This is a genomic window from Paenibacillus sp. FSL H7-0331, assembly GCF_001956045.1.
The window spans coordinates 1-12,550 of record NZ_MRTH01000078.1 but is presented as its reverse complement, the minus strand read 5'-3'; the positions used below and the strand labels follow the sequence as shown (position 1 = coordinate 12,550).

Here is a 12,550-nt window from a genome sequence, read left to right as displayed (position 1 = left end):
CGACGACATAGTAGTATGTCGTTCCCGCCGTTGTTGTCGGCGCTGCATACGATGCACTCATGGCGCCGCTGATTGCTGTGCCACCGCTATTGCTCATGGTCGTGTTGCTATACCATTGGTAGCTCAGCGTCCCCCCGTCACTCACCGTAGCTGCTACGTTCAGAGGTGCGTTGGCGCCTTCATTCGCCGTTGCGCCCGTCGGCTGCGTAGTAATGTTTGGCATTGTGGCATTAATTGCCCACTTCGCGTACAGTGTCACATCGGCTGAGCCTATGCTGATCGAGTCATCAGCTACATAATCCGTTCCGGTTCCGTCCGCCTTCGTATTCCAACCCGCGAACTTGTAGCCCGTTTTCACTAAGCCTAACGTGTTGCCCAGAATCGTGGCCGTACCTCCGTCGTGATAGGTACTGCTGTCCGTCGGCACGCTGCCGGACGAAGCGACGTTGCCGTCATACGTTACAGTGTATGTCTTTGTAAGCTTCATGACGGTTGCTTTACTGCTGTTACTTATATTCTGATACGCAATATAGGGCGTGCCGCTGCTGTTGATGGCTATACTTGTAAAATATGCAGTACCTGCCGAAAAACCGGCGGAGCCTACATTCACCCACGAGCTTCCGTTATATTTCATGACGGTTGCTTTATTGCTGTTACCCCCATCAATATACACAACATAGGGCGTGCCGCTGCTGTCGATGGCTATATTTGTATAACTTGCACCACCTGACGAAAAACCGGCGGAGCCTACATTCACCCACGAGCTTCCGTTATATTTCATGACTGTTGCTTTATTGCTGTTACCAAAATCCTTATACACAACATAGGGCATGCCGTTGCCGCCAATGGCTATAGTTGTGTAAGTTACACTACTTGACGAGAACCCGGCGGAGCCTACATTCTCCCACGAGCTCCCATTGTATTTCATGACGGTTGCTTTAAAGCTGTTATTCCCATCCATATACACAACATAGGGCGTACCGCTGCTGTCGATAGCTATACTTGTATAACTTGCCTCACCTGACGTAAAACCGGCGGAGCCTACATTCTCCCATGAGCTTCCGTTATATTTCATGACGGTTGCTTTATAGTCATTACCCACATCAATATACACAACATAAGGCGTGCCGCTGCTGTCGATGGCTATACTTATAGATTCCACACTACCTGCCGAAAAACCGACGGAGCCTACATTATCCCATGAGCCTCCGTTATATTTCATGACGGTTGCTTTATTCCCGTTACCTAAGTCCCTATACACAACATAGAGTGTGCCGCTGCTGTCGATGGCAATACTTGTAGATTCTACACTACCTGACGAAAAACCAGCGGAGCCTACATTCTCCCATGAGCTTCCGTTATATTTCATGACGGTTGCTTTATAGCCGTTACCCCCATCCTGATACACAACATAAGGTGTGCCGCTGCTGTCGATGGCTATACTTGTAGATACTGCACCACCTGCCGAAAAACCGGCGGAGCCTACATCAACCCATTGTTCAGCCGCCGCTTGTGCAACCATTGGTGCGCCCATATAGGCTATACCTGACAAAAAAATCAGCATCCCCAGCATGGAACTAAATAATTTAAGATTAGTCTGCTTTACTTTTCTATTCATTTACATCTCGCTCCCATCAATAATAAATTAAAAATAATTTTCTGGTGTCCAACCTTGCCGAGAGCCGTAAAAAATTGCCCTTTGCAACGATTTCCACGCCCGACCATATTCCACATTTTCGTCCCCGTAAAGCACAGTATATTTCTGCGGCACAGTAGGTCCATAGAGATGGAGACGCAACCATCGCAGGGGACATAAACGGAATGGAAAGCGATAATACAGAAAAAAAGCACACCCAGCTATAATAAGCGCGAGCTTCAGCAAAAAAGCTTCTTTATTCTTGTTGATAGTATCGTCGTGTTACTCCTCTTAACTTTAAGTTTAATAACATCAAATCATCACTCTTATAAGTCTACTACTTCCAAATAAAAGAATAATGAAAGATTCAGCCATAAATAGAAAAAAATCGCGTAGCATCAAGCCTTCGCGGTTTTTTAATTGACGCAATTAATTATTTTCTGCCGAAAAATCGTTTACCAATAACTCTGTGGTCTGGGACATGATAATACAACCGATGAAGCCCGAAGAAGACCGTTGAACTCAGGTGTCAATTCATTTTTTAACAATAAGTTGATACAACCAGTAAGACTACCATTTTTATATAGCAAGTAGACCTAATCAATTACATGAAGAAGCTCAAGGTCATGATCAAGACGGTGGGTTTCTTCTCATTTAGCATTTTTGTGCTGTTCGGAAAGATTACCCGTTCAGATATCCGACACCTCCCGGACGGTCTTATACTCGTTCTTCAAAATAAAAATCCAAGTTCATCATCCCGGGGGCACCGCATTAATTCACCCGAACGGCATTCATAGTTATATGCATCATGCCCTGCATGGCGGAGCTAAAACTTAATCCATTCCAACTCGCAAACATGTGTCATTGAAATTTTTTTAACGAATGTGTTGACTCAAGCACCAACACGTATTATAGTATGTCACAAGACTAATATACTAATAGGGTGATGAGATGATGATCAGCTTTGACGATAGCCAGCCCATCTTTCAGCAAATCGCTGAAAAGATTGAGGATGACATCCTGAAAGGGGTCTACTGTGAGGATGAACAGATTATATCGGTGGCGCAATTTGCGAGCACGTTTCAGATCAATCCCGCTACGATCGTGAAAGGCATCGCATTGCTTGTGAACGAGAACATTCTATACAAGAAAAGAGGGCTCGGCATGTACGTAGCTGCAGGTGCGAAGAAAGTGATCACGAGCAAAAGAAGGGCTCGGTTCTATGACGAGTTGGTCGTCAAGCTGCTCAATGAGGCTGAAAAGCTGGAAATGACCAATGAAGACGTAATTGAAATGATTAAACAAAGGTCGGGAGATGATCGGAAATGAGTACGATTCTTGCTTGTTCCAACGTAACCAAAAGCTATGGTAAGAACGATGCTGTTCGCAATCTCGAAATGAAGCTGCACGAGCACACCATCTGCGGATTGCTCGGCCGCAACGGCGCCGGTAAAACCACTTTACTCAATATGATTACCGGCAGCATATTCCCCAGTAACGGCCAAATCGAAATCGCAGGCTCCCGGCTCAAAAAAGGGGAAACGCCACAGGACGTCTGTTATGTACGGGAAAAGAATCTATTCTTTGGCAGCGCCAAAGTCATGGAGATCCTGCAACTTGCGTCGGTGTTCCACAAGAACTGGGATTGGCCTTTCGCCCATAAGCTGCTCACAACCTTTAATCTGAACCCTAACGAAAAAATTCGCCAGCTCTCCAGGGGAATGGAATCCCTAGTGGGCAACGTCATCGGTCTGGCAAGCCGCGCGTCTCTAACGATTTATGACGAACCGGTGCTTGGTCTTGATGTGCTAATGCGTGAGCGGTTCTACCGCATTCTGGTTGAGGATTACGCGGAATATCCGCGTACCATTCTGCTCTCCACACATCTGATAGACGAAATCGCGATGGTCGTCGAGAAAGTCTATATAATGAATTCCGGCTCCATCCTACTGCATGACGAAGTGGACAACATCCGCGACCATTCCCATTTGTTGATGGGTGACCGGGAATCCGTTGATCGCTTCGCGAACGGCAAACAAGTCATTTACCAAGAACCGTACGGTAAGGGCGTTCTGGCGGCATTATACGGAGCGCTCGGAGATGCGGACAAACAGCAAGCACACAAGCTCGGCATCACCATTGAAGGGCTACCGCTTCAGAAATTCTTCTCTTACTTAATTGAAGGAGGTCAGCGAATTGAATAAAACGACTGTATTAATGAAGGCATCCTTCCTTCAGCTTAGGCTGTATCTGTGGATTGTTCTGGGCATCCTCGCTGTCAGCGTCATCACCAATTTGATCATAAGTTTTGCATTGCGATCCGGCGAAAATTCTTCGGTGTCAGCCGCGAATCTGACTACGCTGTTCTTAATCTTTGTATTAGGCAGTGTTCTGCCTGTAAGCTTCTTCAAAAGGGTGATTATTTTAGGCGCAACCCGTAAAGAGTATTATCTCAACATTTTGTTGGTATACACGCTATGGGCAGCCTTATTCGCCGTGCTTAACATCGTATGGTTCAAGTTTGAACTGAACTTGATCCGGAATTATGAACATACGTTTAATATTCTCGAAATATTCAACTGGGATCAATTTGGTATTGCCGGTATGTTCATTTACCAGTTTGGCGCATACCTGTTTCTGTTAGCGCTCTTGAATCTATTATTTTCCGGACTTCACCACCCGGTGGGCTGGGTGATCTGGGCAGCCTTCATTGCGGCGATCCCCGTTTTCACCTCAATCGCGCAGCTTCGACATAAACTCGCCGACGGGTTACTGATGCTGCTCTTTAACGATTCTCTTCTGCAAGGATTCGGATTGACATTCATCATCGCCTGTCTGCTCCTATTGGGCGGTTGGTGGTTTACAGCTAGACGCGCCTTGATTTGAGACGGTTGGCGGCCTTGTGATCCAAGTGCTCATAAGAACATTAATCTTTGGTGCACTAACCTTCATTATTATGAAGATGTATCGTGGGAAGAGTTGGGCCCGAATCGCTTTAATCATCCTGCTTGGCGGAATCGGGACGCTGTCTTTGGTCATCGATCCCATCAAGTGGCTTCTGGAAGGCAACTCTTTGGGCACGATGTTTGACGAGGTCGAACTGATAGGTCATTAATAAGTCAAAGTTGCGATTTTAATTAACAGTAAACCCGCCAATTAACGCAATTGGCGGGTTTATATATTGGAAAGAATTAAAGAATCAATCGACTGGATATCTGTTCTTAATCTCCGACACACTTGCATGATGCCACCACGCTCTACTGCCCGTTCGTTAGACTAGGACTGATTTTCCTAATCTACAGGGAATTAGTCTATGTCTAGAATTAGTGTTTAACAACTAGATATATTCATAGTTGGGTTTTTGGAATCATTTAATTGAGGTGCATATCGCTTGTAACTTTCTCTAATTCGATTAGAGACATCATCAAAAGACGGAACATGGACGGTCCAAAAAATGCAATTGAACCTTCATCGCTGAGCAAGTCGAAGACCTTGCTGTTGGGTGACAAATAAGTTTTGAAGTACTTTTTACAAACATCAATTGTCTCATTCAGCTATCTTCCTCGTTAGTTCAATGACCTATGTCCCGTTAGCTGAATCATTCTTAGTCATAATCATCTTAAATTTTTGATGTGTCCCTCCTTCTGGTCCATTTGGAATCACTTCCATTAAAGGTACAAATCCAAATCTCTGATAGAGCTTCTCGCTGGTTGACCATCTGGTATATCTTCACCGAATGTAATCACTAATACTTCTGCTGGAACATCGACAAGGTTCAAGACATGTCTAAGAAGCTCTGTTGCTATTCCTTTGTTTCTCGCATTAAATGAAACCGCTAGCCATCCAATTTTGTATATTGGGGATTTTGATGAAGAAAATAAAACTCCTCCGAGTAAGCGAGAACCTGCTATTCCATCTTTTTCCCGCACGCAAAACGCAGATTGTTGTTTTATATTTTTCTCTATTGCCTGAAAAAACTTCGGGTCAGCTACCATCGGACCAAAAAGATACATCATTTGTTGCGCTAACAACATTCATTACTAAACGCTCCTTCAGTATCCAAGCATTTTTTACAACATAGTACCACATATTGGGTTTAACTCCCGTTAGAAAGGAAACAAGAGCTCAGCCGTATCCACGACCCTGTTTGACGAGAAAAGATGCATCTTAGAATGTATGGGCTGTCGCCTTTGGCTTCGCTCATACGTTCTAAGATGCATCCAATTCATTATCAATCGTCTAGCTTATGATTTTGCAACAAGATAAGAGGCTACCTCAGCCAACCGTGAAGCATAACCCCATTCGTTGTCGTACCAAGTAGCGACAGACAATAGTTCACCTTGTACTTGGGTTAAAGGCAAATCAATAATCGAAGAATGGGGATCAGCTACGATACGGGACGAGGCCCATTCCCCTTCCAAAACATCAAGAACGCCCTTTAATTCGCCTTCTCTCGCAGCTTCTCGAAACATATCGTTAATCTCTTGAACGGTGCATCGTTTTTCCGTTATCAAATTAAGTTCTGCGATGCTCCCGGTACGGGTCGGAATCCGGTAGGCTTTGCCTGTGATTTGCAGGTCATTCCAAATGAATTTCAGAGCTTTGGCTGCACCTGAAGATGACGGAATGATGTTCTCGGCAGCTGCCCATGAATCCCGCCGCTCCTTCATCGGCTGATCCGTCAACGATTGCGTGTTCGTATACGAGTGTACCGTGGAGAATAATCCGTAATGAATGCCATAGTTTTCTCTGACCAATTTGACTACCGGTGCAAGCGCATTGGTCGTGCAACTCGCCATGCTAATGATTTTATGCTTTTCCGGATCGAAGCTTTCTAAGTTAATTCCTTTAAGAAGTACTGCGTCGCAATCTTCTAAGGTTTTGCTCGGACCGCTGACAAGCACCCTTTTGGCGCCTCGCTCCAAATGCAGTTCAGCTACTGATCGCGTAACGGCTCGTCCGGTACAATCAATGACCAATTCAACGCCTAATTCACCCCAATTCGGCAATTCAGCGGCCGAATTCAAATAACGAATCTCCCGGTCGCCGATTACGATTGCGCCTTTTTGAGCAGATACTTTCTCATGCCAACGCTTGTAATTTGTATCCACTTCAAAAAGTGCGGCAAGCGTAGCTTCGTCTTTAATATCCGAGATGGAAAAGGGGACAAACAAATTTTGTTGCAACGCCGCCCGAAGGAGCTGTCTTCCGATACGTCCAAATCCAAAAAGCGCAATTTTACCCATAATAGCCTCCATATATATTAGATTAGTTATTATCCTTACTACTCATTAAGCCGTTCTACTTGGTTAATCCATTGCAAAAATGATTGAACATAACGCTGCAAATATTTGCGAGTCGTATCATCCGTGAGCTTACGAGTATTTGAATCAATCTTGTCCGTGATTTGAGAAATATACATTTTTTGAGCCGGCATCACATAGGACTGGGTGGCATCCAACGTTTGCCTGATTTGCTGCTGCGAAAGAATCGTCCCTTTTGCGCCAGGTGTTGCGCCTATCACACCTGCAGGCTTATGAATTAAGACGGCTGTTTTGGTAGGTGTCGATGCCCAGTCCAGTGCATTTTTTAGTACTCCCGGTATACCTGAGTTGTACTCCGGGCTAACAATGAGAATGCCATCCGTCTTTTGAATCGCCTCGCGATAATGCTTAACTGGATCTGGCCCTTCTTCATGATCCAAATCCGCGTTATAGAGGGGAAGATTAGCAATCGATATGAATTCATATTCCGCGGAATCTACAAGTTCTGGAATCGAATTCGCAATCATTTGATTAAAAGAGCTTTCCCTCAAACTTCCTACAATAATCCCTATTCTTTTTGACATCAGCCAACCTCCAGAATTCATTCTCATATAATCATACAATACTTTCCTTACTATGCGTGGGAAAACATTAGTTTAGGTGCCACGGATATTAACCTGGCTGGTTGCCAACCGGCGAAACTATCTTAATTTATATATTCTTAAATTTAAGATATATGACAAAAATTATTGATCATTAGCTGCTTTTTTATCAATAAGCCTTTTAGGCGTAACATCGTTCCCAAATTCATCCATAACAGACACGTTCAGAAGCGTTGTTAATAGTTGCCCGCGTAAAATCTGTAAATACTGCGTCCGAAGCGCTGCTTGTTCCTCTTTCTCAGTATCAGATAGACCTGAACTGCGCTCAATTCTGCTCAGTTCATTAATACGGTTCAAAATTGGAATCATTCTCATTACCTCCTTAAAGTCGTCTGAATAATATCTTAAAATCATTTATCTTATTTTAAAGATATATGATTTTAAGATAACTGTCAATAGCTTGTTTTCAATTAAGTTTATTTCCCGTTCAGTGATCAAGAGCTTCCTTTGATGTAGGCAGCTCGAAAATTAATCGTCCCCCATTGATATAGTGATCTAGTATCGATTCAAATCGTGTGCCGGCTGCCGTTGTATTGTGATTTAACTAACGTTCTTCTTTAGTTTAGTCGTCCGAGTTGGAAATAGCGCCACATTAGAAAATACATGAAACAGTTACTGCCAAGAAGATAACAGAGATTTGACGATTCCTCCGCATTTTGATTCCATATGAACAAAAGCAGATTGCGGCAGCTAACTTGGCAATACTTTTGATAATATGCATGATTTGAAAACAATGAACTGCTAAGGTTCCCCGCGCTGTATGTAACGGCAAGTTTTAAGGCCATCCTACAATGGATGGCCTTAAATCACAGCACCTTTTCTGCTCCATGACCGCCCCCGTTCGTCTCTTTCCGTAGATATGCGCCATGCTCTTGAGTCCACGTCCACATGGCGGCAAAGATCGGCTGCAAGCCCTGCCCGCTCTCGGTAAGTTCATACTCGACATGCAGCGGAACGCCTGGATAAAGAGTACGAGTGACGATTCCCTTCTCCTCTAATAATCGCAAGCGGTCTGTCAATGTTTTCGGACTAATGGGCTCCAGCTTGCGGCGTAATTCCCCAAACCGTCGGGTCCCGTTAAACAGTTCGAACAAAAGGAGAAGCATCCATTTTCCATCCAAAATCTCCAGTATAGGCTCAACGGTACCCGGACAAGATTGATCCATCATCGGTTATCCCTCCATAGTTCATTTTTTGAAACTACTGCACTTAAATGTAACTACTTTCCAAATGTACCACAGATCGATTATGATGTGAATCAAGTCAGGAAGAAAAAAGTTATTAATAAGTAACAGCGAGGAGGACCAATTTTGGATAGACCGTTTAAATTAGATCCGATGGAGTACCCGTTTACCGATCACTGGTTCCCTTACCGTGACGGTTACATTCATTACCTTGATGAAGGGCAAGGACCAACGGTCCTTCTCCTGCACGGGAACCCTACGTGGTCATACCTATATCGGAACGTTATCAAAGACCTTCGCGAGGAATTCCGTCTCATCGCTCCGGATTACCCCGGATTCGGTATGTCAAAAGCACCATCTGGCTACCGCTTTACGCCGCAAGAGCAATCGGTTGCCGTTCAACATCTGATTCGCCATTTGGATTTAAAAAATTTTATAGTAGTCGTTCAAGATTGGGGAGGTCCGATTGGCCTTAGCTATGCGGTAGGGCATCGAAATAACTTGCGTGGCATCGTCGTAATGAATACATGGGCTTGGCCTGCGGAAATTTTGCCGATGAAATTGTTCTCGCTAGCTATGGGAGGGTGGCCTATCGGGCGCTGGCTTCAGACACGGCGCAATTTTTTCGCCAAAGTCATTGTTCCGCACGGGATATACCAAGCCGATAAAGTCACGGACAGCTTGCGAAAAGCTTATACCGACCCATTCCCGACCCCGAAGTCCAGAATACCGACATGGGTATTTCCCAGGCAGATCCGCAAGGCACGAACATGGCTCGCCGACATAGAATCGAAGTTGCCGAGTTTGTACGATTTGCCTGCACAAATCCTATGGGGAACGAAAGACAGTGCTGGCTTCCCCCTCGAACAGATGACCAAATGGCAAAAATATTTGCCTTTGAACGAAACCGAGGTCCTAGAAGATGCCTCGCACTATGTGCAAGAGGACCGTCCGGATCGGGTAGCGGCATCCATTAGAAGAATAATGAATCGAACACAAGGAGGAGTATTACGATGAAAACAATTTTATGGGCAACTTTAACGGCTAACGGCAATTATGCGCAATCCACCCCTGAAAACCCGCCAAAAAAAGAAGCATTGGAAGACTTCGCGATACACGCTAAAGCTGTAGGAAATTTCATTGTCGGGCGACGGACTTTCGAAGGTATGCGCGGCAACGGTGGCCCAGGCCCATTTGGCGACGTCGAAATCGTCGTGATTTCCAAGAATGCTGCGGAAATCCCTGGCATAAAGGTTGCGAGATCGCCTCAGGATGCCTTGGACTACTTGCAACAAAAAGGGCATCAGACCGCTCTCGTTAGTGGCGGTGCGGATATCCACAATTCATTTCTGGGCCAAGGACTTGTAGACGAAATGATTTTCAATGTAGCACCATGTTTGGAAGGTAAAGGGTTAAATCTTTTAATCGACAAAGAAAACTACCAATATAAGCATTTGGAACTGCTGGACTGCAAGCCTCTCGGCGGTGGCGTCGTTCAACTGCGCTATGCGATTGACCGATAAATGATTTAAACCTTCATTATGATTGTTCCCATGAAGTTAAGGCTGAAGTACCCTGCTCGGGCATGAAGACCCTTTTTCTAGGGGTCTTTTTATTTTTCATGACATCCGTGGATGATCGTCCCCCCAAAAAACTTGCCCTTAGTTCCTCGTCAGTTCAATCACGATTTGGTTTTCATTAGATTTTCTGTTTCCTGAATAAGCTCACGAATCATGTTAATAGCCTTCTTTAAACACTCTTGATCTTCCGTGATAAAAGTGAAAATCTCATTTATTCTCTGGGCGTATTTGCTTGGCACTATGCTAAATGAATCAGCAATGGCAGCAGCCCCCTTTTCATTCATCAAGTAGGTTTCGTTAATTGCAAACAAAACCTGATTCAAGCAGGATACTGACCTGAAACAACATCCAGCGATATAAGATAAATCTTTTTTGTAGATACCTTTATATCCATTATCGAGAGCAAAGGTTGCCTCCCAAAAAAAATTTTGGATGGTCGCTTCTTGAAAAACGGGTGAGAATGGGGTTGTTCTACTCTTCAGTTTTCCTACAAGATCTGAAGGGTCCCATAACACTTTACACAACGCGATCTCAGCCAAATAAATCGAGTTGGCAAATCCATGGGGATGTCCCGGTTGATAATCCATTGTGATATTTCCCATGACACATTCTTCAATTACATGTGACACTTTATTTTGATCACGAAATAAAAAATCAACTGGAATTTGATTAACTTCCAACCAGCCACCGCCATTAATCCATGGTCCCCAGCCGCCTATTTCTGTCACTAAGTTTTCTCTATGGTCGTCATCCAATTCAGCAGCAACCCGACGAAGTTGGCTAATATCCAGCCCTTTTTCGGAATCGTAGTAGATACCAATATCAATATCAGAGTTAGGGCTTTCAGTCCCCCTAGCTCTTGAACCGCCGAGAACCAGAGCACTCATTCCTCTGATTTGTTTTAAGTGGTCAACAATATTCGAAATTGTGTATTGCTCGTTCATAATTCTCGCTCCAGTCCTAAGTTCGATTATGTCAATAATAATGAACTACTGTTCTTGGCTGCAAGGGAGAGGATTTATTAAACAATCCTGCCCTTGTGAATGATCAAAGCATATAACCCGCAAAAACATTCCAAATCAAGGCGGTGTTTCATAGCTTTTATGGTTGAAAACCACTCTGAATCAAATTCGTCTCACACCCCCAAATTTCAATTTTAATGCGTTTTGTTGTCATTTATGTATAGGTCCTTGTCTGTTCAATTTCAAACGATCAAACAGCTTATTATGCGTGTTAAAATCCATGTTTTAATTGCATTTCACACGTGTTAATATGGTGTAAAATAAACGAAGAGGGTGTTATTGTGCGAAGTTTTGGCTTCAATACAAGGATTTTAAAACAGCCAAATATAAAATTTAGTTTCTTTGAGGGTATTGCACAATGACAACTACACTTATTGTGCTGGTTGTCTTTGCGGTTTTTGTTGGTGCCTTGATGAAATCTATGTTTGGCTTCGGGGAAGCTATAGTGAGCATGCCTTTGCTTGCACTACTTCCGATCACTCTGCAAACTTCGGTTTCCCTAATTGGGTTAGCGGGGCTAACCGTTGCTTTACTAACCGTTTTCAGCGGATGGCGTCACGTTGAACGCCCTGTCCTGATCCGACTAGCAGTTTCTACCGTAATCGGAATCCCCTTCGGCCTTGTTTTGCTTCATCTTACTCCTGCAATCGTGATTACGTTTGGACTTGGAATTTTTCTGATTGCTTTTGGTTGTTACTCTTTGATTAAGAAGATTCTCTCTCGGGCAATCGAACGTCCATTACTTAACGATCGCGGATGGGTATTACCGTTCGGATTTGCCTCAGGAGTTCTTGGCAGTGCTTATAATTTTAATGGTGTGCCGGTCGTTGTCTACGGTACATTACGACGATGGAATCCGGATCGTTTTCGAGGAACATTGCAAGCTCATTTTCTTATATCTGGCGTTCTTGTTGTTACAGGACATGCACTCGGCGGGTTATGGACGTTTGACGCATTAATTTATTATGCTTATTCTTTACCGGCTATTCTCATAGCTACTGCACTCGGTGTTTTTTTGAATAATCGAATTCCTGCTGGAAAATTCGAACGTTACTTATTTATTATTATCATCGTACTCGGAATTCTATTGTTATTGCCATGAGATTCAAGCTATATAGAACGCAACTAAGAAATTAACAAGTCGCCAAATGGGGTAATTATATAAAAAACCCCGAGGTGGCGATGAAGATGAATAGGAATAC

The 12,550-nt window shown here is 44.0% G+C and carries 14 protein-coding genes; 7 read left to right on the top strand and 7 right to left on the bottom strand.

The window, feature by feature from the left end:
• Positions 1-1,618: InlB B-repeat-containing protein (locus BK127_RS40620; protein ID WP_076238345.1), on the bottom strand; the 1,618-nt coding region annotated here is incomplete at its 3' end.
• A gap of 969 nt (positions 1,619-2,587) precedes the next feature.
• Between BK127_RS40620 and BK127_RS40615 the strand changes: the two genes are divergently transcribed.
• From BK127_RS40615 to BK127_RS40600, 4 genes are read left to right on the top strand one after another with little or no spacing between them, the layout of a single operon-like run.
• On the top strand, positions 2,588-2,965 hold the full coding sequence (locus BK127_RS40615) for a GntR family transcriptional regulator (RefSeq protein WP_076238344.1): 378 nt from the start codon (positions 2,588-2,590) through the stop codon (positions 2,963-2,965).
• Positions 2,962-3,840 (top strand): ATP-binding cassette domain-containing protein, encoded by an 879-nt coding sequence (locus BK127_RS40610; RefSeq protein ID WP_076238343.1) that lies wholly within the window; start codon positions 2,962-2,964, stop codon positions 3,838-3,840. Before BK127_RS40615 ends, BK127_RS40610 begins: the two co-directional genes overlap by 4 nt.
• Positions 3,833-4,522: a hypothetical protein gene (locus tag BK127_RS40605; RefSeq protein WP_083689964.1), complete on the top strand. Its 690-nt coding sequence runs from the start codon at positions 3,833-3,835 to the stop codon at positions 4,520-4,522. The genes BK127_RS40610 and BK127_RS40605 overlap by 8 nt, the downstream gene beginning before the upstream one ends.
• 25 nt (positions 4,523-4,547) lie before the next feature.
• On the top strand, positions 4,548-4,751 hold the full coding sequence (locus BK127_RS40600; protein WP_179097803.1) for a hypothetical protein: 204 nt from the start codon (positions 4,548-4,550) through the stop codon (positions 4,749-4,751).
• Positions 4,752-5,304: 553 nt separating this feature from the next.
• On the opposite strand, the gene BK127_RS40595 is transcribed toward BK127_RS40600, so the two are convergent.
• From BK127_RS40595 to BK127_RS40575, 5 genes are all read right to left on the bottom strand, one after another.
• The gene (locus BK127_RS40595; protein WP_076238342.1) at positions 5,305-5,670 is read right to left on the bottom strand and encodes a GNAT family N-acetyltransferase; all 366 of its coding nucleotides are present in this window, start codon (positions 5,668-5,670) and stop codon (positions 5,305-5,307) included.
• A 210-nt stretch (positions 5,671-5,880) separates the two neighbouring features.
• The gene (locus BK127_RS40590) at positions 5,881-6,882 is read right to left on the bottom strand and encodes a type I glyceraldehyde-3-phosphate dehydrogenase (protein ID WP_076238341.1); all 1,002 of its coding nucleotides are present in this window, start codon (positions 6,880-6,882) and stop codon (positions 5,881-5,883) included.
• 38 nt (positions 6,883-6,920) lie between these two features.
• Positions 6,921-7,484 (bottom strand): NADPH-dependent FMN reductase, encoded by a 564-nt coding sequence (locus BK127_RS40585; protein ID WP_076238340.1) that lies wholly within the window; start codon positions 7,482-7,484, stop codon positions 6,921-6,923.
• Positions 7,485-7,646: 162 nt separating this feature from the next.
• On the bottom strand, positions 7,647-7,871 hold the full coding sequence (locus BK127_RS40580; protein ID WP_179097802.1) for a DUF896 domain-containing protein: 225 nt from the start codon (positions 7,869-7,871) through the stop codon (positions 7,647-7,649).
• A gap of 497 nt (positions 7,872-8,368) precedes the next feature.
• Positions 8,369-8,731: a winged helix-turn-helix transcriptional regulator gene (locus BK127_RS40575; RefSeq protein ID WP_076238338.1), complete on the bottom strand. Its 363-nt coding sequence runs from the start codon at positions 8,729-8,731 to the stop codon at positions 8,369-8,371.
• Positions 8,732-8,872: 141 nt separating this feature from the next.
• On the opposite strand from BK127_RS40575, the gene BK127_RS40570 reads away from it, so the two are divergent.
• On the top strand, positions 8,873-9,763 hold the full coding sequence (locus BK127_RS40570; protein WP_076238337.1) for an alpha/beta fold hydrolase: 891 nt from the start codon (positions 8,873-8,875) through the stop codon (positions 9,761-9,763).
• On the top strand, positions 9,760-10,269 hold the full coding sequence (locus tag BK127_RS40565) for a dihydrofolate reductase family protein (RefSeq protein ID WP_076238336.1): 510 nt from the start codon (positions 9,760-9,762) through the stop codon (positions 10,267-10,269). Before BK127_RS40570 ends, BK127_RS40565 begins: the two co-directional genes overlap by 4 nt.
• 158 nt (positions 10,270-10,427) lie before the next feature.
• Here the strand turns inward: BK127_RS40565 and BK127_RS40560 are convergent, their stop codons facing one another.
• Positions 10,428-11,270 (bottom strand): nucleotidyltransferase domain-containing protein, encoded by an 843-nt coding sequence (locus tag BK127_RS40560; protein WP_076238335.1) that lies wholly within the window; start codon positions 11,268-11,270, stop codon positions 10,428-10,430.
• A gap of 436 nt (positions 11,271-11,706) precedes the next feature.
• On the opposite strand from BK127_RS40560, the gene BK127_RS40555 reads away from it, so the two are divergent.
• Positions 11,707-12,450: a sulfite exporter TauE/SafE family protein gene (locus BK127_RS40555; RefSeq protein WP_076238334.1), complete on the top strand. Its 744-nt coding sequence runs from the start codon at positions 11,707-11,709 to the stop codon at positions 12,448-12,450.
• Positions 12,451-12,550: the final 100 nt, after the last annotated feature.